Here is a 22,649-nt window from a genome sequence, read left to right as displayed (position 1 = left end):
TTATATTGCTCTCTCGCTCCCAGGGTCCGACAGACACCTGCAGGCGCCTGCACGACAGACACGCAGGCCGGAGCGAAGCCATACGACGCTCGACCCCGACGTCACAAACAGTAAGGCCGCGACGACTCTCGCCAATTCGAGATCCCGCCGCCGACGATAACGTAACAACACCGTGCCCGAATCCAGGCATACCCACCGTGGTGGCCCAGTGATTCGGGAGACGTACAACACCGCGCCGGAGGCCGGCGTCGGTGAATCGATGAATGCCAGGTGTTGGCGGTGACGGCAGGACCGGATGGGCAAGTCCCACCGAGACACGTCTTCCCTCCGCCACGTACTCAACATGATCATGCCGTGTCGCCTCACGTATCCCTGGCGACCCGGCCGGGCGCAGCCACCGCTTCCGCGACATGCGCTGAGCACAAGCACGCAGCACCCAGCGGTTCGCCTTCGTCGATGCCTGTGGGCGCCTCTCCGGCGCGCCCATATTGCGAGACAACATGAAACGGATGCTCATCAATGCGACACAGCCTGAAGAGCTGCGCGTCGCTCTGGTCGATGGACAACGCCTTTACGACCTGGACATCGAATCCGGTGCCCGGGAGCAGAAGAAAGCCAACATCTATCGCGGCAAGATCACCCGCGTGGAACCCTCCCTCGAAGCCGCCTTCGTCGACTTCGGCGCAGAGCGTCATGGTTTCCTGCCGCTGAAAGAAGTCGCCCGTGAGTACTTCCTCAAGGAGCCCTCCGGGCGCCCCAGCATCAAGGAAGTGCTCAAGGAAGGCCAGGAAGTCATCGTCCAGGTCGACAAGGAAGAGCGTGGCAACAAGGGCGCCGCCCTGACCACCTTCATCAGCCTTGCTGGCCGCTTCTTGGTGCTGATGCCGAACAACGCCCGCGCCGGCGGGATCTCCCGTCGCATCGAGGGCGAAGAGCGCAGCCAGCTCAAGGAAGCCATGGGGCAACTCACGGTCCCCGACAAGATGGGACTGATCGTGCGCACCGCCGGCATCGGCCGCTCGCCCGAGGAGCTGCAGTGGGATCTGGACTACCTGGTTCAGGTATGGGAATCGATCACCGAAGAAGCCGGCAAGCGTTCCGCCCCCTTCCTGATCTATCGCGAGTCCAACGTCATCATTCGCGCCATGCGCGACTACCTGCGCCAGGACATCGGCGAGGTGCTGATCGACAGCCCCGAGGTCCACGAGGAAGCGCTGGCCTTCATCCGCCAGGTCATGCCCTCCTACCAGCAGAAGATCAAGCTGTACGCCGACGAGGTACCGCTGTTCTCACGCTTCCAGATCGAATCGCAGATCGAGACGGCCTACGAGCGTGAAGTCAAGCTGCCCTCCGGCGGCTCCATCGTGATCGACCACACCGAGGCGCTGGTCTCCATCGATATCAACTCGGCCCGGGCCACCCGCGGCAGCGATATCGAGGAAACCGCCCTTCAGACCAACCTGGAAGCCGCCGACGAGATCGCTCGCCAGCTACGCCTGCGCGATATCGGCGGCCTGGTGGTCATCGACTTCATCGACATGAGTCCGGCACGCAACCAGCGCGAAGTCGAAAACCGCGCCCGTGACGCCCTCAAGCTCGACCGCGCCCGGGTCCAGATCGGGCGCATTTCGCGCTTTGGCCTGATGGAAATGTCGCGCCAGCGCCTGCGCCCGTCCCTCGGCGAAACCAGCGGCGTGGTCTGCCCCCGCTGCGATGGCCAGGGCACCATCCGTGACGTCCGCTCCCTGGCCCTCTCGGTCATGCGCCTCATCGAAGAAGAGGCGATGAAGGAGCGCAGCGCCCAGATTCGCGCCATCCTGCCGGTACCGGTGGCGACCTACCTGCTCAACGAAAAGCGCGCCATACTCGCCGAGATCGAACGCCGCCAGGGCGTCAGGGTCGTGGCCCTGCCCAACCCGGAGATGGATACCCCCCACTTCGATGTGCAGCGCCTGCGCGATGACCACGTCGATGACGAAGGCACGGCGGACGTCTCCAGCTTCGAGCTGTCCATGGACACCGAAGTCGGCAAGGAGCCGGAAGCCGCCTTCGGCAAGCCGGTGCAACGCGCCGAAGCCGCGGTCAAGACCGTGGTCCACAACGAGCCCGCGCCGGCATCGCTGCAGCGCGAGCCTGCCGAGGCACCGGCACAACCGAAACCTGCCGCCTCGCGGCCCAGCGCCAAGGCAACGCCCAGGACACCGACTCGCGCACCCGCCGCGCCGCAGCAATCTCAGGCAGGCGTCCAGAACGCCGGCCTGTTCGGCCGCCTGGTGAAAGGGTTCGCTCGCTTCCTCGGCGGTGAAGAAACGCCTACCGACAGCACCGGCGGCAACGCCAGCAGTGGCGGCCAGAAAAGCGCGGCCAGTCGCTCCCAGGGCGAGAGCGGCAACCGCGGCGCCGAGCGCTCTGCTTCTCCCAATGCCAACCGCCAGCGCAACCGTCGCTCCGCCGGTCAGCGCCAGGACCGCGACAGCGGCCGTGGCCGCCAGGACAACCGCGGCTCCAGCGATAACCGCAGCGACAACCGCAACGCCAGCGATAATCGCGGCTCGAGCGACAACCGCAGCGCCGGCGATAATCGCGGCTCGAGTGACAACCGCAGCGCCGGCGATAACCGCGGTTCGAGTGACAACCGCAGCGCCGGCGATAACCGCGGATCGAACGACAACCGCAGCGCCAGTCGCAGTGCCAGCGACAACCGCCAGGATAGCGGTCGTCAGCAGGAGCGCCGCCAGCAGGAGCGTCGCGACCAGAGCAGCCGGTCCGATAGCGCGGATTCCCGCGGCGGACGCTCACGCCGCCCGGCCCAGGAGGATGGCGCCCAGAAGGCTAGCGCCACTCCCCAGAGCAGCGCACAGGCGAGCACCACGGAAACGCCTGCCGCGGACAGCGCCAAGGACACCAAGCCCAAGCGCAGCCGCAACAACCCGCGCAAGCGGACGCGCACTCAGGCCCTGAACCCGCAGTCCGTCGCGGAACAAGAGCGCCTCAAGGCCGAGGCGGCGAGCGTGAGCGAAGCGCCGCAAGCGTCTGCGCAAGCTGACGCCGAGCCTCAGGCCTCAAGCGATACCAGCCCCCAGGTCTCTGACAAGACCGACGCCCAGGCGAAGACGCCCGCGAGCGATGCCGGTACCAAGACCGACGACAAGGTCGAAGACAAGACCGACGTCCCGGCGAAGACGCCCGCGAGCGATGCCGGTACCAAGACCGACGACAAGGTCGAAGACAAGACCGACGCCAAGAGCGACGCCAAGGCGGATGCCCCGGCGAAGACGCCCGCGAGCGATGCCGGCACCAAGGCCGACGACAAGACCGACGCCAAGGTCGACGCCAAGGCGGATGCCCCGGCGAAGACGCCCGCGAGCGATGCCAGCACCAAGGCCGACACCAAGGTCGACGCCAAGGCGGATGCCCAGGCGAAGACGCCCGCGAGCGATGCCAGCACCAAGACCGACGCCAAGGTCGACGCCAAGGCGGATGCCCCGGCGAAGACGCCCGCGAGCGATGCCGGCACCAAGGCCGACGCCAAGGTCGACGACAAGGCGGATGCCCCGGCGAAGACGCCCGCGAGCGGTGCCAGCACCAAGGCCGACGCCAAGGTCGACGACAAGGCGGATGCCCAGGCGAAGACGCCCGCGAGCGATGCCAGCACCAAGGCCGACGCCAAGGTCGACGACAAGGCCGATACTCGTGCAACACAGCCCGAGTCAACGCCCGCCGCCGCGACCGAAACCAAGCCTGGTACCAAGGCCGACGGCAAGACCGATGCCCAGGCGACGAAGCCCGCGAGCGAGGCCGACAACAAGGCCGACACTGGTGCGACACAGCCCGCGTCAGAAGCCAGCGCAAAGCCCGGCGACAAGGCAGATGCCAAGGCTGAAGCAACGCCGGGTGGCGCGACCGAGTCCAGGCACCCGGCCAGCACTACGGCCAGCACCAGGGCCAGTGTCCCGGCATCCGAAAAGGCCGACAGCCAAGCGCAGAAGCCCGAGGTAAAGGCTAACGCCAAGGCCGACGACCCGGCGGATGCCTCATTGGAGTCCACGCCGGAAAGCCCGTCCGATGACGGGACCAAGACCGGCGCCCCGGCGTCATCGGAGCAAGCCAAAGCCGCCACAGGCGAGCCGACACCGGGCAAGACCGAGTCCACCAGCGCTCGCCGAAGCCGCCGCCGCGCCCACAACGACCCGCGTGAACAGCGTCGTCGTGAGCAGGACAAGACCGGTGACCAGCAGAGCTAGCACGCTCGCCCGGCCCGACCCTGAAACGACGGCCCCGTAACGACAACGCCCGCAAGCCATGGCTTGCGGGCGTTGTCGTTGGTGCCTGTGGCGCGAGCTGGCAGGCAGTCTCGCGTTGCCGATCAGGCCAGAGACGCTCGCTCATCAACGTCGAGCATACCGGCCAGGCGCGGCTCACGTTCGAGCTCGATGTCGAATCGATCCCGGACACGGGCCGCCACCTGGGCCGCCACGGCCAGCAACTCCTGCGCACTCCCCCCGCCATGGTGGACGATGACCAAGGCCTGGCGCTCATGTACGCCGAAGTGGCCGCTGCGCCAGCCCTTGAGACCGCACTGATCGATCAACCAGCCCGCCGCCAGCTTGACGCCACCCTCGGCCAGGGCGAAATGAGGCATGTCCGGGTGAGCCTGGCGCAGGGCTTGCGCGCGGCTGCCATCGACCACGGGGTTCTTGAAGAAACTTCCGGCGTTACCGAGCTCGGCAGGGTCCGGCAACTTCTCGCGCCGCACGGCGCACACCGCTTCGGCCACTTGCCATGGCGTTGGCGCCGGCGACAGGCGCGACGCCAGGTCGCCATAGCCGAGGCGCGCGCGACCGGCGCGACTCACCCTCAAGGTCAGGTCGGTGATGACGACTCGGCCATCGAGTTCAGTCTTGAACAGGCTTTCACGATAACCGAAGTCACACTCGTCCACGCCCAAGCGCTGGAAGCGACCGTCGTCGAGGTGCATCAGGGTGAGGCTCTCCAGGGCATCGGCCAGCTCCACGCCATAGGCGCCGATGTTCTGTACCGGGGCGGCACCACAGTGCCCGGGTATCAAGGCCAGGTTCTCGAGCCCCCACCAGCCTCGCTCGGCCAGGGCCATGACGAGACCGTGCCAGTTGACGCCGGCGCCCACATGCACGTAGGCATCATTGCCGCGCGGCTCGAGCCACCACTGGGTCATGGCCGGGCGCAGGGTCAGGCCGGGCAGGCGCTCCGGCAGAATCAGGTTGCTGCCGCCGGAGAGCAGCGTCAGCGGGCCACGGCCGGTGTGACCGTCACGCACCAGAGCGCTCAGTGCCGCGCGACAGCGCGGCGTCGCCACCCGCTCCGCGATGCACGCAAGCCCCAGGGTATTGGACGCACTCAAGTCGACGTTGTGCTCGATCACCGCCCTCAAGGCGATTCTCCCAGCCGTGCCTTCAAGTCCGCCACCAGGCCATCGGTGGCACGCTCGATCATCTCGTAGACGCCATCGAAGCCGCCTTCATAGTAAGGGTCGGGCACGCTTCGCTGCGGCTCGCCGGCGAAGGCCATGAACAGCCCGACATGGGCACGGCAGTTTCTCGGTGCCTGACCCTCGAGGGCCGTCAGGTTATCCCGGTCCATGGCCAACAGGTAATCGAAGTCGTCGAAATCGGCGCGGTCGAGCTGTCGACCACGCAGGCCAGACAGCTCGATGCCACGCGAGCGCGCCGCCTGTTGGGCACGACTATCCGGCGGCGCGCCAACGTGCCAGGAGCCGACGCCACAGGAATCGACCGCGACGCGATCCAGCATGCCCTCGGCGTCCAGTCGAGCCCGCAGCACCCCTTCGGCGGTGGGCGAACGGCAGATATTGCCAAGGCAGACGAACAACACACGCATTGACTACTCCTCGTCGGCCGATGCTCGATTGGCGAAATAGGCGCGAACCCGCTCCAGATCTTCTGGTGTATCGACCCCCGCCGGATGCGACGCTTCGGCCATGACGACCTGTATCACATGGCCGTGGTGCAACGCCCGCAGCTGTTCGAGCTGTTCGAGCTGCTCCAGCGGCGCCGGTGGCCAACCACCGAAGTCGGCCAGAAAGCCGGCGCGATAGGCGTACAACCCGATATGACGAAGCCAGGCATCGGTCTGAAGCAGTGTCGGTGGCTCACGGAAGCCATCGCGATCCCAGGGCATTGGCGCCCGGGAGAAGTACAGCGCCCGCCCGCTGGCCGCCCGGGTGACCTTGACCACATTGGGGTTGAACAGGCTCTCGACGTCGGTGATCGGCTCGGCAAGTGTCGCGACCGAAGCGCCCTCGTCCTGCATCAGACGCGCCGCCACCTGATCGATCAGTGCCGGCGGCAACAGCGGCTCATCGCCCTGCACGTTGACCAGTACCGCGTCGGCGGCGAGGCCGAGCTGGCTCGCCACCTCCGCCAGGCGATCGGTGCCGGTGGCATGATCGCCCCGGGTCATGATGACCTCGGCTCCCAGGGGCGCCACCGCATCCCGAATGCGTTCATCGTCGGTGGCCACCACCACACGGTCGGCACCAGAGCGCAGCGCCTGATCCCAGACCCTAGCGACCATGGGCCGCCCGGCAATATCGGCCAGCGGCTTGCCGGGCAGCCGGGTCGAGGCATAGCGGGCCGGAATCACCGCAATGAAGTCGCTCATCAGACCTCTCCGCTACGGTCCTGGGCGCCACCACCGGGGCCGGCACCCGGTGATGTCTTCAGCGTCTCGTCGACGTCCATCGGGCGCGCCTCCTCGACCAGCATTACCGGAATGCCATCGCGGATCGGGTAGGCCAGGCTGTCGAACTGGCAACATAGCTCTCCGGCATCGCGGTCATAGCGCAGCTTGCCCTGGCATTGCGGGCACACCAGCATCGCGAGCAATTCCTTGTCCATCATCTCGTCTCCACAGCATCAGTGCGTTGAGCATCGTCGTCCCGCCAGGACGCGGTGCGTTGGTCCAGCCACTGAACAAAGGACGCCGAAGGGGCGGCCTCGACGTCCAGCGCCCAGCAATCATCGGGAGCAATGTCTTTACATTTGACCGCATCCTTGGCGGTCATCACCACCGGGCGCCCCCCGGCAAAGGACAGGGCGTCCGCCCCGAAGCGCTGGTGATCCGCGAAGGGATGGGCCCGATGCGCGATGCCAAGGGCGTCGAGGGTGGTGAAGAAGCGTCCGGGGTTACCGATCCCGGCCAGCGCTTCCACCGGCGGCGTGAACGGCAGCGGCGTCAGTGGCAAGCCACGCCTTTCGTCTGCGTCCTGCGGCCCCGTCCGAGTCACCACGCGCCGCCACCGCGCCGGTGCCAGACGCATGTAATGGGCGTCGTCGGGGAAGCGGTGTCGCGGTGGGCCATTGATGACCAGCGCATCGACACGCCCGAGGCGTGTCAAGGGCTCGCGCAGGGGCCCCGCCGGCAGGCAGCGTCCGTTGCCGAAGCCGCGCTCGCCATCCACCACCACGATCTCGATATCCCGGGCCAGCGGGTGATGCTGCAGTCCATCATCGGTGATGATCACGTTGCAGCCGCCCGCGATCAAGCGCCGAGCCCCGCGCGGGCGATCCGGATCGACGACCACCGGCAGCCCGGTCTGATCGGCCAGCATGCGCGGCTCGTCACCGCTTTCCGATACGGGCGTCTTCGCGCTTAGCCACAACGGATAGCCACCGTCCTGGCCCTCACTACCCGACGCTTTGCCGCCCGACACCCTGCCACCCCGAACCTGGCCTCCGTAGCCCCGCGACAGGATGCCGGGCCGAAGGCCCTGGTCGGCGAGATGACGACCGATCCAGGCCACCAGCGGCGACTTGCCGGTGCCGCCCAGGGTCAGGTTGCCGACCACAATCACCGGGACCGGGGCGCGCCAGGCGTGCTTCGTGCCGTCGCGGTAGCCACGCTCCCGGCGAGCCACCTCGCAGCGATACACGGCCTCGAGGGGGCGTAGCAGCATGAGCCATGATGCACCGGAATACGCGGCCCGCAGCCAACGATCGGAGAGACGCATCACTCGTCCTGAAACTGCAGCTTGTGCAGTGCGGCGTAGGCGCCATCCTTGGCCAGCAGGTCGCTGTGGGAGCCCTGTTCGATGATTTCCCCCTGCTCCATGACCAGGATCCGATCGGCACGTTCGATGGTCGACAGGCGGTGGGCGATGACCAGGGTCGTACGCCCCTTGCAGACTTCTTCCAGCGCCGCCTGGATATGGCGCTCCGATTCGGTGTCCAGCGCCGACGTGGCCTCATCCAGCACCAGAATGGGCGCATCCTTGAAGATCGCCCGAGCGATGGCCATGCGCTGTCGCTGTCCCCCGGACAGCATGACGCCGTTATCGCCGACCAGGGCGTCGTAGCCTCCGGGCATGCGTTCGATGAATTCATGGGCGTGGGCGGCCCGGGCGGCGGCTTCGATGTCCTTGGGATCGGCATCGGGAACGCCGTAAGCGATGTTGTCGGAAATCGAGGCGTTGAACAGCGTCACCTGCTGTGACACCAGGGCGATCTGTCGGCGCAGCGGCGTCAGCCGGTAGTCCTCCAGCGCCACGTCGTCGATCAGAATGCGTCCTGACGTCGGATGATAGAAGCGCGGAAGCAGGCTGACGAGGGTCGACTTGCCGCTACCGGAGCGACCGACGATGGCAACCATCTCCCCTTCCCGGATGTCCAGATCGATGCCCTTGAGCACCTCCGGCTGATCGCTGCCATAGGCGAAGCACACGTTCTCGAAGCGAACGCGCCCCGCCAGACGCCCGGGGTCCACGCTGCCTTCATCGCGTTCGGGTGTCTCGTCGAGCAGGCCAAACAGCTCGCTGGCCGCGGCGATGCCCTTCTGGATCGTGCCGTTGATCTCGCTGAGCGACCGAATCGGCTTGGCCATCAGCGATGCGGCGGTGATGAAGGCCACGAACTCACCCGGAGTCATCTCGTTCATCAGTGCCGGCGACATGGCCAGCCACACCAGCACGGCCAACGACAGTGCCACCAGCAGCTGAATCACCGGCGTACTGGTGGCCTTGGTCAGGGCTTCCTTCATGCTCTGTCGACGGTTGACCTCACTGGCCGCCCGGAAGCGCCCCTGCTCGTACTCTTCGGCGCCATGGGTACGGACCACCCGGTAGCCCGTCAACGCCTCCGACGCGACGTGAGTCACATCGCCCATGGAGCGCTGGATGCGTCGGGAGATACGCCGAAAGCGCTTGCTGGCAAAACTGACGACGGCGCCGATCAGCGGCGTGACCGCGATGAACAAAAGCGTCAACATCCAGTTGGTCCACAGCAGGTAGCCCACCAGGCCGATCACGAACAGCCCTTCCTGCAGCACCACCGTGATCGCCTTGGTCCCTGCGCCGGTGACCTGCTCGACGTGGTAGGTCACCCGGGAAATGAGATGCCCCGACGAATGATTGTCGAAAAAGCGCCCGGGCAACTTGAGCATGTGGTTGAACACATCGCAGCGCAGCGCGTGGACCATGTTGCGCGCCACGTTGCTCATGAAATAGGTGCCAAGGAAGGTGCCGAGCCCCCTGGCGCCGAACATGCCGACCACGAACAGCGGCAGGAACAGACGAAAGGCGGCATCAGGGTTCTGGATGCCGTCGATCAGGCGCTTCATCATCTCCGCCAGCGCGGTACTGGAAGCGGCGTAGATGGCGTAGCCGACCACGGCAACGGCGAAGGACTTCCAGAAGGGTCGGACGTAACCAAGGAGACGCTTGTAGAGCGTCCAGCCGGAGTATTCGATCACGTTGGCTCCACTAGCGAAGGGAATCGGCACGGGTTGTCCGTCATCGGCGAGGCAAGGCCTTGCTGGTGCGCCGCGCCATCGCGGGGCCGCGCCCGGGCCCCACGGTCCGGCAACCCGGATTCAGTGGCGCGATTCTACCGCATGGCACCGCCCACCGACACCGCCTGCGCCTCGGTCGAGGCCACGAGCAGGCGTTACCTTGAGATCCTGGCCACGGCGCAACCGGAGCCGCAGCTGACCATCCACGGCGGTATTCCACAGGCAGGCCCCGTGGCGGCGAAGCCGACGCACGACCTCTGGCGAAGGATGACCCGGGCGCTTGCCATCGCCCGCCGACACTATGGCATGCCGCGGTTTCAACGCCGCTACCAGGGCTTCACCGCTGCTGGTCTTGCTACCGTGATGGCCCAGTACCAAGGCAGACACCTCCCCCTTTAGCCCCCCGAGCCAATAGCGCTCGATCCGCGAGCCGGCGTCACCGGGCAGCACCAGTCGGCGTCCATCGGCCTTGATCTCGAGCACGCAGGAGCGATCATTGGACGCCAGTTCCCGGCCGGCGCCGACCGCCGTCGGCGGCCAGAGAAAACGAAATTCGACGCCCTCCCAGCGCCAGCCGGTGCCCCTCTGACACAGCGATACCTCGGCGTCAGCACCGACCGGCAGCGCCTCACCGGCCGGGTGGAACCAGCGCCCGACCCGGTGCTCGTCGCGCAGTGCCGCCACGCCCCCGGCATGGTCGCGGTCGGCATGGCTCACGACCACGACATCAACGTCCTGACCCGGGGGCCATAGCCGTGACAGCGGCGTGAAACCGGAACGAAAGCGAGGGCCAGTGTCATACAGGAGCCGATGCCGAGCGGTGATAACCTCGACCATCAGGCCCTGGCCAACATCCCACACCCGCACATCGAGCTCCCCCTGTCCTGGCCCGCTATGCCTCACGCCAACCATGCCCAGAAACAGGCATGCGCTCAGCGCCCAGCGCAGCGGGCGAGCCACGCCAGGCAGCCCCCAGACCAGGGCCAGGAGCATGAGGCCAAGACCCAGCGGCCAGGTCCATTGTGGCGTTAATATCTGGCCGGGAAGCCAGCGCTCGGCCGCGCCGAGAAGCCCCACCAGGGCCTCGATACCATAGCCCGCCAGCGACCAGACCAGGGTGGCAAGGGCTGGCCAGAGCCCAGCCAACGCCCAGCCCAGCAGCCCCAATGGCACCAGCATGCCGACCAACGGCACCGCCACCAGGTTGACCAACGGCGCCGCTGGCGCCAGGCGCGAGAAGGCCAGCAACACCGCACCGGCCATCAAGGGGCTGAGCAGCCACTGGGTCCGCCAAAGCACCTGCAACGACGACGTGACACCGCGCCGTCCTTCCCAGATGACGATCAGTAGCGCCACCGCGACGAAAGACAGCCAAAAGCCAGGGCGCCAGAGCGAGAGCGGGTCGCTCATCACGACGATAGCAAACGCCAGGCAAAGTCCCTGCCACGCCCCGGGCGAATGGCGGCCATTGGCCACCCACAGCGCCACCAGTGTCATGACCAAGGCCCTAAGGGCCGCCGGCGTGAACCCCACCAGCCAGACGAAGGCACCGGCCGCGAAGGCCGCCGCCCACCAGGGCCAGCTCTGCATACGAAAGCGGCGTGGCCATAGCAGCCGCGAGAGCCCTCGTGCCAGGCCCAGGGCCAATGTCGCCACCAACCCCACGTGAAGCCCGGACACCACGACCAGATGCGTTGTGCCTGTGGCACCGAGCAACGCCCAGTCGTCGGCGTCCAGGGCGCCTCCGGCGCCGAGAGTAAGCGCCGCCAGCCAGCGCTTGGTCCGGGCTGGCAAGGGCTCCTCCATCAGGCGCTGCAGTGCCCGTTGGCGCAGTCCAGGGCCCACGTCATCGATCAACACCGGTGGCGGAACATCGACGACCCAACCGGTCGCCCGAATACCCGAGCGCCACAACCAGCGTGCATAGTCGAACGTGCCGGGATTGGACAAGCCGGCGGGCGGTGTCAGGCGAACACTCAAGCGCCAACGCTGGCCCACGCGCATCGCCGACTGGCCTGGGTGATAACGAGACAGGCGCACCTTGCGCAGCGTGCGGCAGTCGCGCGCCGTCAGCAACGGTGACAGGCACCCGTCTACGGCGACGGTAAGCCGATCCATGCCCTGACGCCGCTCGAGGCTGACCACTCGCCCGCTGAGCGGGACCACCGCCAGGTCCGGCCCAGTGGCCAACCGCGCGCCATCGCTATCCAGCAGTGTCACCGCCACCCACAAGGCGGCAAGCGCGATCGCCAGCAGTGGTCCGCGCCGACCCGCCAGGGCGCCGAGCGCCACCAGCGTCAGCACAGGCAACCAGACGTCACCGGCGGAAGAGACGATGCCGCCCAGCAAGGCGCCAGACGCCAAGGGCCCGGCCAGCCCAAAGGGGAATCCCTCGTGTCGAGCTCGGCGCTCGTGGCACGCCGCTGGCGGCTTATCCGACCCCGCTGGCGGCTTATCCGACACCGCCGACGGCTTATCCGACCCCGCTGGTGGCTTATCCGACCCCGCTGGCGGCTTATCCGACCCCGCTGGCGGCCCCGATAGCGACCGGCGCCGCACCCGCCTTTCTGGTTTTGCGTCCATGCCCTTCCCTGGCGTCGGCTCGGTAGCCCGGGTCCTCCATGGCCCTGCCCGGCGTCACTCCAGGCAGCCCCGAGCCGCCCTGACGGATGCTTCACTCCGCCTTTGGCACTTTCGTTGGCAAGCGTCATGGCGGGGCGAGCGGCTAGTATGGATAATAGCCCGGCATCCGCAGTCGCGAGCTACGCCGCCATGCCGCGCCGATTCTTACAGCGCTATCTGCCCAATCCCGACACCCTGAGGCGACAGCGTTCGCTGCGCTTCATGGCGCATCTGATCGGCGACCCTGCACTCTGGGTCCTGTCGCGGCGCAGTGTGGCCAACGCTTTTTCGGTCGGACTGTTCAGCGCCCTGCTGCCGATTCCGTTCCAGATGGTCATCGCCGCCTTCGGCGCACGCCTCGGGCGCTGCAACCTCCCTCTGTCCGTGGCCCTGGTATGGATCACCAATCCGTTGACCATGCCGATCATCTACTACGCCAACTACTGTCTGGGCGCGTGGCTGATGCAGACGCCCGCCATGACGGCACCGGAGCACATCTCCACCCACTGGCTCCAGGACCAGTTGCTCGATATCCTGCCCGCCCTGCTGATCGGCTCGCTGGTCGCGGCGATCGCCATCGGCGCCCTGGCCAACCTGACCATTCGGTTGCTGTGGCGCTGGCAAGTCTCGCGCAGCTGGAAGGCCCGCGCCCGCCGGCGCAGACGCGCCAAGGCCGCCTCTCGAGTCTGACGCCCTCGGCGTCTCCCGCTCCAGCACAGCCCGGAGAACAGACCCGACAACAGCCCCGACAACAGCCCCGAGAGAAACCGATGGCTGATGAGGGCTCATCGCCCGACCCCCGGGGCAGACACGAAGACGCCGGCCCAAGGGCCGGCGTCGCGTTCGGTACTGTACCACCCGGCGTCAGGCCGAATGCAGGCACCCGCCATCGAGGCGCAGGACGCGGTCCTGGTGAGCGGCGAGACCCGGATCGTGGGTCACGATGACGAAGGCACAGCGCGCGGTGGTGGCCAGTTCATCCATCAGCGCCAGGATCCCGGCGGCGGTGGTTTGGTCCAGGTTGCCGGTGGGCTCATCCATCAGCATCAGGCTCGGATCGGTGACCAGCGCACGGGCAATGGCCACCCGCTGACGCTCACCGCCCGACAGCTCACCGGGCTTGTGGTCCGCCCGGGGCGCCATGCCGACCTTGGACAGAAGCGCCAAGGCACGCTCCTCGGCGGCTTTCTTGCGGCTTCCCCGAATGATCAATGGCAGCGCCACGTTCTCCACCGCCGAGAACTCCGCCAACAGATGGTGGAACTGATAGACGAAGCCGATATGGTGATTACGAAAGCGTCCTAGCTCGGCGTTGCCCATGGTGTGCAGCACCTTGTCGGCCACCCGCACCTCACCCGCGGTGGGCTCGTCGAGACCACCGAGCAGGTTCAGCAGCGTGGTCTTGCCGGAGCCCGAACTGCCGACCACCGCCACCCGCTCACCGGCGTGAACCTTGAGCTCCAGTTGATCCAGCACGGTCAGGTCCTGGGGCCCTTCGCTGTACACCCTGGACAGCCGACGGCACTCGAGCATCGGCTCCGACGTGGCCGCGCGCGGCGCCGCAACATTCTGCTCGGGGGTCATGGGATCACTCATAGCGCAACACCTCGGCAGGCTGCACCCGGGCGGCACGCCATGCCGGGTAAAGGGTGGAGAGGAAGGTCAGCACGAAGGCGGCAGTGACGATATTGGTGACGTCGCTCCAAATCAGCTGAGACGGTAGCTCGCTGATGAAGTAGACGCCGGCATCGAGGAAGTGAATACCGAACGTCGACTCGACGAAGGCGATGATATCGGACACGGTCAGCGCCAGCACGATGCCTATCGCGACCCCCAGGACGATGCCGATGATACCGATAGCCAGGCCCTGGACCATGAAGATGCCCATGATCGAGGCCGGCGTGGCGCCGATGGTTCGCAGGATGGCGATATCGGCGTGCTTGTCGGTGACCACCATGACCAGGGTCGAAACGATGTTGAAGGCGGCCACGGCGATGATCACGGTCAACAGCAAACCGATCATGCGCTTCTCCATCTGGATCGCCTGGAACAGGTTGCCCCGGGTATAGGTCCAGTCATAACCGCGATACCCCTGTCCCAACTCATTGACGATAGCGCGGGTCTCGCTGCCCGCCAGGAACAGGTCGTCGAGCTCGAGGCGCAGGCCACCGACGGTATCGCCCATGCGCGCCAGGGTCTGCATATCGTCGATGTTGGCGTAGGCCAGATTGGCATCGAGATCGGCGCCGACGCTGAAGATGCCGCTCACGGTAAAGCGCTTGAGCCGCGGGAAGACCCCGGCCGGCGTGATGGACGCCTCCGGGACCAGAAGCGTCACGCTGTCGCCGACCCCCACACCGAGGTTACGCGCCAGAATCTGGCCCAGCACCACGTGCCATTCCCCCGGCGCCAGTTCATCCAACGTGCCTTGGCTCATGTTTTCGTCGACGATCGAGACCTTGCTTTCCCAGGCCGGGTCGATGCCATTGACCATGGCGCCCTGGTTACGTCCGGCGGCGGAAAACATGCCCTGCTGCTGGATATAGGGGGCGGCACCGATCACGTGCTCGCGTTCGGTCAGGCGCTCGGCCAGAGGCTGCCAGTCGGTCATCCCCCCCGCCTGTTCGATCTGGGTGTGTGGCACCATGCCGAGCACTCGCTCGCGCAGCTCGCGGTCGAAGCCGTTCATCACCGACAGTACCAGGATCAGCACGGCGACCCCCAGGGTCAGACCGAGCATCGAGGTCAGGGAAATGAAGGAAATAAAATGGTTGCGTCGCTTGGCTCGCACATAGCGTAGCCCGATCAGAAACGGCAGTCGGTCAAGCATGGACTCTTTCCTTGTCGGCGGGCCGCCATGGTACGGTTTTTTGACGTCCTATGCATCGCCGTACCGGGTGATTTGCGAGATCCTTGCATCTTCGCGCGCCCGGCCCTACATTTCGCCGTTTGCCCGTGCCGACGCAGAGGTCGCCCATGCACCGTCTTGTCCCCGAATGGTCCGTTCAGGATGCCATCCAACTGACCTGGCCCCACGCCGATGGCGACTGGGCGCCGATGCTCGACGCCATCGAGGCTACCCTCGAACAGATGGCGCTGGTCATCGCGCGCTACCAGAGCCTGGTCATCGGGGTCGCCGACGAGACCACCCGTCGGCGCCTCGAGCGCCGCCTGATCCAGCGCGGCGCCGAGCCCGAGCGCCTGCACCTGGTCATCGTGGAAAGCGACGATACCTGGGCGAGGGACCATGGGCCCCTCGCCACCCGCGACGGTGACGCGCTGCGCATGCATGACTTCGTTTTCACCGGCTGGGGCGGCAAGTTCCCCGCCGACCGTGACAACCGCCTGACCCAGGCACTGGATGGGGCCGGGCTGATCGCCTGCGACGTCGAGTCCCACGCCCTGGTGCTGGAGGGCGGCGCTCTCGAGACCGATGGGCAGGGCACGCTGCTGACCACCGAAGCCTGCCTGCTCAACCCCAACCGCAACCCCGAGCTGAGCCGCGGCGACGTCGAGGCGCGCCTCGCCGAGACCCTCGGGATCGAACGGGTGCTGTGGCTCGCCCATGGTCACCTTGAGGGCGACGACACCGACTCCCACGTCGACACCCTGGCGCGGTTCTGCGACCCCTCGACCATCGCCTACGTGCGCTGCGATGATCCCGAGGATATCCACCATGCGGCGCTGGCGGCCATGGAGGCCGAGCTCAAGGCCCTGCGCCAGCCAGACGGCTCGCCGTATCGGCTGATCGCCCTGCCCTGGCCCCAGGCCTGCTTCGACCCTGAGGACGGCCATCGCCTGCCGGCCACCTACGCCAACTTCGTGATCATCAATGGCGCCGTGCTGGTGCCAACCTACGCGGACCGCCGCGACCTGGACGCCTTGGCGGCCCTGGCCGAGGCCTTCCCCGGGCGCGACATCATCCCGCTGGACGCCACCACGGTGATTCGCCAGCACGGCAGCCTGCACTGCCTGACCATGCAATGGCCCGCGGGCACGCTTGCCCGCCCCGACAAGTCACAAGGAGCCACTCCATGACGCGCCAACTCAGCGTGGGCCTCGTTCAGCAACCGGCCTGGCCCGACAAGGCAAGAAGTCTGGATGCCAGCGAAGCCGGCATTCGTGCGCTCGCCGCCCAGGGCGCCCAACTCATCATGCTCCAGGAGTTGCACGCCACGCACTACTTCTGTCAGCACGAGGATCCTGAGCTGTTCGACCTGGCCGAGCCACTGGACGGCCCCAGTGGCACACGGCTAGCGGCACTCGCCGCCGAGCTCGATATCGTGCTGATGGGGTCGCTCTTCGAGCGCCGCGCGCCCGGGCTCTACCACAACACGGCGGTGGTCTACGACGGCAAGCTTGGCCGTGTCGGCCAATACCGCAAGATGCACATTCCCGACGATCCTGGCTTCTACGAGAAGTTCTACTTCACCCCCGGGGATCAGGATGCCGAGCGCGGCCAGGGCTTCACCCCCATCGACACCTCGGTGGGCCGTCTCGGCGTGCTGGTATGCTGGGACCAGTGGTACCCCGAGGCGGCACGCCTGATGGCGCTGGCCGGCGCCGACATGCTGCTCTACCCCACCGCCATCGGCTGGCATCCGCCCGATGATGATGCCGAGAAGGCGCGCCAGAAGGACGCCTGGACCCTGATCCAGAGAAGCCACGGCGTAGCCAACGGTCTCCCCGTGCTGGTCGCCAATCGCGTTGGCCACGAAGCCGACCTGTCCACGGTGAGCCCCGGCATCGACTTCTGGGGCGGCAGCTTCGTCTGCGGCCCCCAGGGAGAACTCCTGGCCCATGCCGGCACCGAGGCCGAAAACCTGCTGGTGACGCTGGATCTTGACCACGGCGAGAACGTGCGTCGCATGTGGCCCTACCTGCGCGACCGCCGGGTCGATGCCTATGGCGATCTGACGCGGCGGTATCGGGATTAGGGGCGACGAAAAAAACCCACGGCCCTTACGGCCGTGGGTTTTCCTTGCGCGTGCGACGTCTGTCTTACTTCCAGAAATCGCGGATCGAGGCGATGCCCTGCGCCCCCACCGCTCGGGCGTGGCTGGCGTCGTGGCGGGTCATGCCGCCGAGGGCATAGACCGGCATGCCGGCACGTTCGACCAGCTGCTGGAAGTCGTGCCAGCCGATCGGCGGCACCTCTGGATGAGACGGCGTGGTGCGCAGCGGTGACAGGGTCACGAAGTCGCAGCCGATGCGCGCCGCCTGATCGAGCTGGGCCTTGTCGTGGGACGAGGCCGACAACCATTTGGCCTCGGCGATCGGCCGGCGCTCCAGGGTCATCAGGCGGGCACTGGTCAGATGAATGCCATCGGCGTCGACGCGTTCGAGCAGCGTCGGCTCTGCGTTGAGCATCAGCTTGGCGTCGTAGCGCCGGCACAGGGCCAAGGCCCGCTCGGCCCGGGCGATAAAGGCGTCCTCGTCCAGAGACTTCGCACGCAGTTGCACCAGGCGCACGTCGTCGTCCTTCAGTGCCCGCTCGAGGCGCTGATCGAAGATCGCCTCATCGGCTTCCTCATCGCTGATCAGATACTCCGACGGCAGCATCACCGCCTGCAGAATGGGCAGGTTGGCCGCCGGGAACGGATAGTTCGCCAACTCCACCATCGGCACCCAGCGTACCGCCTGTCCTTCACGGCCGAAGGGCTCACCGGCGAACTCCTTGACCTGCCAGACGTCGAGCAGGATATGCTTGTCCGGGTACTCGTGATGGATGCGAATCAAGGGCTGGGCACGCCGGATCTCGATACCGAGCTCCTCGTGCAACTCACGCTTCAGCGCTTCGAGCCCCGTCTCGTAGGGCGCCAGCTTGCCCCCCGGGAATTCCCACAGCCCACCGTGATCCACATTCGATGGGCGCCTTGCCAGCAGGACTTCCTGACCATCGGCGCTGATGATGGCGGCAGCCGCCACGTGCACCCTTCTCTTCACCATAGTGTTCATTCAACGTTACCAGCTTGGGGTCGCGGACCAGGCCCGCGTCGAGTCAGTATCGGGGTGAGCCATGTATCGGGCAGGTAGCCGGGCGGGTCGATCCAGGAATCGACCGGTGCCAACGGCAACCGATATCGGAATCGGCATAGGATACCGGCTGCGGCGCCAGGTTTCACCCATCTCCCGGCGCCGCACCGCGGTGAAGGCGCCTAGCTGCGATAATCGGCGTTGATGGAGACATAGTCGTGCGAGAGATCCGAGGTCCACAGGGTGGCCTCGGCGTCACCACGCCCCAGGTCGATGGCGATGCGGATATCGTCTCGCGCCATCACCGCACTGCCGGCGTCTTCGGTGTACGACGCCGCCCGCCCGCCGCCCTCGACAAGGCGCACCTCGCCAAGGTCGATGACCACCTTGTCGACATCGAAATCCGCGACCCTGGCCCGCCCGACCGCCGCCAGAATGCGTCCCCAGTTGGCATCGCTGGCGTAGAGCGCAGTCTTGACCAGGGGCGAATGGGCCACGGTAAAGCCGACCTCGCGGGCCTCCTCGACGCTACCCGCTCCGCTGATCGCGAGGGTCACGAACTTGGTCGCGCCCTCGCCGTCACGAATGATCGCCTGGGCGAGCTCCACCAGCACCTCATCGAGGGCCTCGCGCAATAGCGCCAGGTCATCGTCGTCGCTGACGGCAGCGCCGCGCCCCGTGGCGATCAGCATGCAGGCATCGTTGGTCGAGGTATCACTATCCACCGTGATGCTATTGAACGAGCGCTCTACCCCGGCCCGCAGCAGCGTCTCGAGCTGCGCTTGATCGATATCCGCATCGGTGGCGACGAAGCCCAGCATGGTCGCCATGTTAGGGCAGATCATGCCCGAGCCTTTGGCGATGCCATTGAGCGTCACGCGACCGCCCTTGAGCATCACACTGCGGGTCGCGCCCTTGGGCCTGGTGTCGGTGGTCAGGATCCCCTCGGCGGCCAACGCCCACGACGAGGCATCATCGCCCAGCGCCGCCAGTGCCCCGGGCAGACCCGCCATGAGCCGATCCATGGGCAATGGCTCGCCGATGACCCCGGTAGAGAACGGCAGCACCGCCGACGGTGCAACGCCACCTTGCTCGCCAAGGGCCTTGCAGGTCTCACGAGCGTCACGCATGCCGACCTCTCCGGTGCCGGCGTTGGCATTGCCGGTATTGATCACCAGATAACGCACAGACGCCCCTGCGCCCAGGGTCTCTTGCAAGTGGGCCTTGGCCACATGCACCGGCGCCGCACAGAAGGCGTTGCGGGTGAAGGTACCGGCGACCTTGGCGCCCTGGGCAATCTCGATCACGACCAGATCGCGGCGGCCAGGCTTCTTAATGCCTGCCATGGCGCTGCCGAGGCGCACGCCGTCGATTCGCGGCATGCTCGGAAAACTACTGTCACCCACTGCCATCTCGTGTCTCCTGCACAGGGAGCGACCCCGGGTCTTGGCCCGGGGTCGCGGTGTCGATCTTCAGCTCAACTTGCCGCAGCACTGCTTGTACTTCTTGCCAGAGCCACAAGGACAGGGATCGTTGCGCCCCACCTTCGGCGCATCGCGGCGCACAGGCCGCGTGTCGCCGACCTCATTGACCCGACGTTCGTCGTCTCCGCCCTCGACGCCGGCCAGACCGGCGCCCGCCGGCGAATCATGACGACTATCGGCCTGGGCGGTCTCACGGGCGAGCGCATCGCGGCGCTGACGCTCCAGCGCCTCGACCTCTTCGGGCTGTCGCACCTGGACATGACTCAGGATGCGAGTGACGTCGGCCTTGATATTGGTCAGCAGGTTCTGGAACAGCTCGAAGGACTCGCGCTTGTACTCCTGCTTGGGATTCTTCTGGGCATAGCCGCGCAGGTGAATGCCACGGCGCAGATGATCCATGGACTGCAGGTGTTCCTTCCAGCGGGTATCCAGTACCTGCAGCATGACCTGCTTCTCGAAGCGACGCATCAGTTCCTGACCGGCAATGGCGACCTTGGCCTGATAGGTGTCGCGGTGCTGAGTCTGCAGCCGTTCACGCAGTTGCTCTTCGTGGAAGCGGTCGTCTTCCTCGGCCCACTTAACCACCGGCGATTCGAGCTGATACTCGCTCTTGAGATGTGCCTCGAGGCCGGCCAGGTCCCACTGCTCGGCCAGGCTCTGGGGCGGCACATAGGCGCTGATGGCCTCATCCAGCACCTCCTCGCGTATGCCCATGACGCTCTCGGAGACATCATCGGCGGCGAGGATCTCGTTGCGCTGCTCATAGATCACGCGACGCTGGTCGTTGGCCACGTCGTCGTACTCGAGCAGCTGCTTACGGATATCGAAGTTGCGACCTTCGACCTTCTTCTGAGCACGCTCGACGGCATTGGACACCATCTTATGCTCGATCGCTTCGCCACGTTCGAGGCCCAGGGCCTGCATCAGCTTCTGGACTCGCTCGGAGCCGAACAGGCGCATCAGGTTGTCTTCCAGCGACAGGAAGAAGCGTGTCGAGCCCGGATCGCCCTGGCGGCCGGCGCGACCACGCAACTGGTTATCGATGCGCCGAGACTCATGACGCTCGGTACCGATGACGTGAAGGCCACCGGCGGCCAGCACCCCGTCGTGGCGCTCGCGCCAGGCAATCTTCAGCGCCTCGATCTGTGCCTCGTCGGGCGCCTCAAGCTGGGCGACCTCGGCCTCCCAGTTGCCACCGAGCACGATATCGGTACCACGACCGGCCATGTTGGTCGCGATGGTGACGGCGCCGGGACGACCGGCCTGGGCGATGACCTCCGCCTCGCGCTGGTGCTGCTTGGCGTTCAGGACATTGAAGTCGATCGCCGCCTTCTGCATCAGGTCGGCCAGATACTCGGAGGTCTCGATGGACGCGGTACCGACCAGCACCGGACGTCCGGCCTCGACCTGCGCCTTCACGTCCTCGATGATGGCCTCGAACTTCTCCTCCGCCGACAGATACACCAGGTCGTTTCCGTCCTGGCGCGCCAACGGCTTGTTAGTCGGGATGACGACCACATCGAGGCCATAGATCTGGCGAAATTCGAAGGCCTCGGTGTCGGCGGTACCGGTCATGCCCGAGAGCTTCTCATACAGGCGGAAGTAATTCTGGAACGTGGTCGAGGCGAGTGTCTGGCTCTCGCGCTGGACCGTCACGCCTTCCTTTGCCTCCACCGCCTGGTGCAGGCCCTCGGACCAGCGCCGCCCCGGCATGGTGCGCCCGGTATGCTCATCGACGATGACCACCTGGCCTTCACTGACGATGTAATCGACATCGGGGTGATACAGGTGGCGTGCCCGCAGCGCCGAATGCATGTGCTGAAGCAAATTAAGGTTCTGAGCGGCATAGAGCGACTCGTCCTCCCCCAGCAGGCCTTCACCGCGCATCAGCTCCTCGACGCGGTGGTGGCCACCCTCGGTGAGTTCGACCTGCTTCTGCTTCTCGTCGAGGGTGAAGTCGCCACTCTCCGGATCTTCTTCATCGGTGCACTGGGACAGCTTGGTGGCGAGGCCGTCGACCACCTTATACATCGCGGTGTTCTCGTCCACCGCGCCCGAGATGATCAGCGGCGTACGCGCTTCATCGATCAGGATCGAGTCGACCTCATCGACGATGGCAAAGTGCAGGTCACGCTGGACCTTCTCTTCCAGCGAGAAGGCCATGTTGTCGCGCAGATAATCGAAACCGAACTCATTGTTGGTGCCGTAGGTGATGTCGCAAGCGTAGGCATGGCGCTTCTCCTCGGAGGTCTGCCCCGAGTAGATGACACCGACCGAAAGACCGAGAAACTCGTAGAGCGGCTTCATCCAGTTGGCGTCACGCCGGGCCAGGTAGTCATTGACCGTGACCACGTGGACGCCCTTGCCCGGCAAAGCATTGAGGTAGACCGCGAGCGTTGCCACCAGGGTCTTGCCCTCGCCGGTCTTCATTTCGGCGATGCGACCGCGATTGAGGGTCATGCCACCGACGATCTGAACGTCGAAGTGGCGCATGCCCATGATGCGCTTGCTGGCCTCACGCACGGTGGCAAAGGCCTCAGGCAGAAGCGCATCGAGGCTTTCGCCCTGGGCCAGGCGCTCGCGGAAGGCACCGGTTCGCTCCTGGAGCGCGGCGTCATCCAGCACCTCGAGGGTGGATTCCAGGACATTGACGTCACGCACCTGGCGGGTCATGCGTTTAACGTCGCGGTCGTTCTTCGAGCCAACCACTTTACGCAGCAGAGAATTGATCATGAAGGGTCCAATAACGGCATAGGAATTCCCGCCGATGCACAACGGCACACC

General features: G+C 66.2%; 16 protein-coding genes. 4 read left to right on the top strand and 12 right to left on the bottom strand.

What is annotated here, in order from left to right; all coding sequences use genetic code 11:
• Positions 1 to 500: 500 nt before the first annotated feature.
• Positions 501 to 4,244: a ribonuclease E gene (rne, locus tag ACUN9Y_RS06575; protein ID WP_445459882.1), complete on the top strand. Its 3,744-nt coding sequence runs from the start codon at positions 501 to 503 to the stop codon at positions 4,242 to 4,244.
• Positions 4,245 to 4,366: 122 nt separating this feature from the next.
• Here the strand turns inward: rne and murB are convergent, their stop codons facing one another.
• From murB to ACUN9Y_RS06540, 7 genes are all read right to left on the bottom strand, one after another.
• On the bottom strand, positions 4,367 to 5,401 hold the full coding sequence (murB, locus tag ACUN9Y_RS06570; RefSeq protein WP_445460087.1) for a UDP-N-acetylmuramate dehydrogenase: 1,035 nt from the start codon (positions 5,399 to 5,401) through the stop codon (positions 4,367 to 4,369).
• A gap of 5 nt (positions 5,402 to 5,406) precedes the next feature.
• Positions 5,407 to 5,877: a low molecular weight protein-tyrosine-phosphatase gene (locus ACUN9Y_RS06565; RefSeq protein ID WP_445459881.1), complete on the bottom strand. Its 471-nt coding sequence runs from the start codon at positions 5,875 to 5,877 to the stop codon at positions 5,407 to 5,409.
• A gap of 3 nt (positions 5,878 to 5,880) precedes the next feature.
• A complete protein-coding gene (gene kdsB, locus ACUN9Y_RS06560) occupies positions 5,881 to 6,660 on the bottom strand; it encodes a 3-deoxy-manno-octulosonate cytidylyltransferase (RefSeq protein WP_445459880.1) in 780 nt (259 codons plus the stop codon).
• Complete coding sequence (locus ACUN9Y_RS06555; RefSeq protein ID WP_445460086.1) at positions 6,660 to 6,896, bottom strand: Trm112 family protein; 237 nt, start codon at positions 6,894 to 6,896, stop codon at positions 6,660 to 6,662. Before ACUN9Y_RS06555 ends, kdsB begins: the two co-directional genes overlap by 1 nt.
• Positions 6,896 to 8,008 carry a tetraacyldisaccharide 4'-kinase gene (lpxK, locus tag ACUN9Y_RS06550; protein WP_445459879.1) on the bottom strand — a complete coding sequence of 371 codons (1,113 nt, stop codon included), beginning with the start codon at positions 8,006 to 8,008 and terminating at the stop codon, positions 6,896 to 6,898. The genes ACUN9Y_RS06555 and lpxK overlap by 1 nt, the downstream gene beginning before the upstream one ends.
• Positions 8,008 to 9,741 carry a lipid A export permease/ATP-binding protein MsbA gene (gene msbA, locus ACUN9Y_RS06545; protein ID WP_445460085.1) on the bottom strand — a complete coding sequence of 578 codons (1,734 nt, stop codon included), beginning with the start codon at positions 9,739 to 9,741 and terminating at the stop codon, positions 8,008 to 8,010. The genes lpxK and msbA overlap by 1 nt, the downstream gene beginning before the upstream one ends.
• Positions 9,742 to 9,864: 123 nt before the next feature.
• Positions 9,865 to 12,147: a DNA internalization-related competence protein ComEC/Rec2 gene (locus ACUN9Y_RS06540; RefSeq protein ID WP_445459878.1), complete on the bottom strand. Its 2,283-nt coding sequence runs from the start codon at positions 12,145 to 12,147 to the stop codon at positions 9,865 to 9,867.
• A gap of 408 nt (positions 12,148 to 12,555) precedes the next feature.
• Here ACUN9Y_RS06540 and ACUN9Y_RS06535 point away from each other — a divergent pair, with 408 nt between their 5' ends.
• A complete protein-coding gene (locus tag ACUN9Y_RS06535) occupies positions 12,556 to 13,095 on the top strand; it encodes a DUF2062 domain-containing protein (protein ID WP_445460084.1) in 540 nt (179 codons plus the stop codon).
• 174 nt (positions 13,096 to 13,269) lie between these two features.
• Here the strand turns inward: ACUN9Y_RS06535 and ACUN9Y_RS06530 are convergent, their stop codons facing one another.
• Both ACUN9Y_RS06530 and ACUN9Y_RS06525 read right to left on the bottom strand, forming a co-directional pair.
• A complete protein-coding gene (locus ACUN9Y_RS06530) occupies positions 13,270 to 13,989 on the bottom strand; it encodes an ABC transporter ATP-binding protein (protein ID WP_445460083.1) in 720 nt (239 codons plus the stop codon).
• Between the two features lie 4 nt (positions 13,990 to 13,993).
• On the bottom strand, positions 13,994 to 15,235 hold the full coding sequence (locus ACUN9Y_RS06525; protein WP_445459877.1) for a lipoprotein-releasing ABC transporter permease subunit: 1,242 nt from the start codon (positions 15,233 to 15,235) through the stop codon (positions 13,994 to 13,996).
• Between the two features lie 146 nt (positions 15,236 to 15,381).
• On the opposite strand from ACUN9Y_RS06525, the gene ACUN9Y_RS06520 reads away from it, so the two are divergent.
• Both ACUN9Y_RS06520 and ACUN9Y_RS06515 read left to right on the top strand, forming a co-directional pair.
• A complete protein-coding gene (locus tag ACUN9Y_RS06520) occupies positions 15,382 to 16,443 on the top strand; it encodes an agmatine deiminase family protein (protein ID WP_445459876.1) in 1,062 nt (353 codons plus the stop codon).
• Positions 16,440 to 17,342, top strand: a complete 903-nt coding sequence (locus ACUN9Y_RS06515) for a carbon-nitrogen hydrolase (RefSeq protein WP_445459875.1) — start codon at positions 16,440 to 16,442, stop codon at positions 17,340 to 17,342. The genes ACUN9Y_RS06520 and ACUN9Y_RS06515 overlap by 4 nt, the downstream gene beginning before the upstream one ends.
• A 64-nt stretch (positions 17,343 to 17,406) precedes the next feature.
• Here the strand turns inward: ACUN9Y_RS06515 and ACUN9Y_RS06510 are convergent, their stop codons facing one another.
• From ACUN9Y_RS06510 to secA, 3 genes are all read right to left on the bottom strand, one after another.
• The gene (locus ACUN9Y_RS06510) at positions 17,407 to 18,354 is read right to left on the bottom strand and encodes a Nudix family hydrolase (protein ID WP_445460082.1); all 948 of its coding nucleotides are present in this window, start codon (positions 18,352 to 18,354) and stop codon (positions 17,407 to 17,409) included.
• 209 nt (positions 18,355 to 18,563) lie between these two features.
• A complete protein-coding gene (gene argJ, locus ACUN9Y_RS06505; RefSeq protein WP_445459874.1) occupies positions 18,564 to 19,793 on the bottom strand; it encodes a bifunctional glutamate N-acetyltransferase/amino-acid acetyltransferase ArgJ in 1,230 nt (409 codons plus the stop codon).
• Positions 19,794 to 19,853: 60 nt separating this feature from the next.
• Positions 19,854 to 22,598, bottom strand: coding sequence for a preprotein translocase subunit SecA (gene secA, locus ACUN9Y_RS06500; RefSeq protein ID WP_445459873.1), 2,745 nt, complete (start codon positions 22,596 to 22,598; stop codon positions 19,854 to 19,856).
• Positions 22,599 to 22,649 lie beyond the last annotated feature (51 nt).

It is taken from the genome of Halomonas sp. V046 (assembly GCF_052645355.1).
This window is presented reverse-complemented; position numbering and strand designations above follow the sequence as displayed.

Coding starts and splice junctions, on each gene's coding strand:
- ACUN9Y_RS06530 (WP_445460083.1), bottom strand. CDS start 13,989: ATGACCCCCGAGCAGAATGTTGCGGCGCCGCGCGCGGCCACGTCGGAG.
- ACUN9Y_RS06510 (WP_445460082.1), bottom strand. CDS start 18,354: ATGGTGAAGAGAAGGGTGCACGTGGCGGCTGCCGCCATCATCAGCGCC.
- ACUN9Y_RS06525 (WP_445459877.1), bottom strand. CDS start 15,235: ATGCTTGACCGACTGCCGTTTCTGATCGGGCTACGCTATGTGCGAGCC.
- lpxK (WP_445459879.1), bottom strand. CDS start 8,008: ATGCGTCTCTCCGATCGTTGGCTGCGGGCCGCGTATTCCGGTGCATCA.
- ACUN9Y_RS06555 (WP_445460086.1), bottom strand. CDS start 6,896: ATGGACAAGGAATTGCTCGCGATGCTGGTGTGCCCGCAATGCCAGGGC.
- ACUN9Y_RS06520 (WP_445459876.1), top strand. CDS start 15,382: ATGCACCGTCTTGTCCCCGAATGGTCCGTTCAGGATGCCATCCAACTG.
- secA (WP_445459873.1), bottom strand. CDS start 22,598: ATGATCAATTCTCTGCTGCGTAAAGTGGTTGGCTCGAAGAACGACCGC.
- ACUN9Y_RS06535 (WP_445460084.1), top strand. CDS start 12,556: ATGCCGCGCCGATTCTTACAGCGCTATCTGCCCAATCCCGACACCCTG.
- kdsB (WP_445459880.1), bottom strand. CDS start 6,660: ATGAGCGACTTCATTGCGGTGATTCCGGCCCGCTATGCCTCGACCCGG.
- argJ (WP_445459874.1), bottom strand. CDS start 19,793: ATGGCAGTGGGTGACAGTAGTTTTCCGAGCATGCCGCGAATCGACGGC.
- rne (WP_445459882.1), top strand. CDS start 501: ATGAAACGGATGCTCATCAATGCGACACAGCCTGAAGAGCTGCGCGTC.
- ACUN9Y_RS06515 (WP_445459875.1), top strand. CDS start 16,440: ATGACGCGCCAACTCAGCGTGGGCCTCGTTCAGCAACCGGCCTGGCCC.
- ACUN9Y_RS06565 (WP_445459881.1), bottom strand. CDS start 5,877: ATGCGTGTGTTGTTCGTCTGCCTTGGCAATATCTGCCGTTCGCCCACC.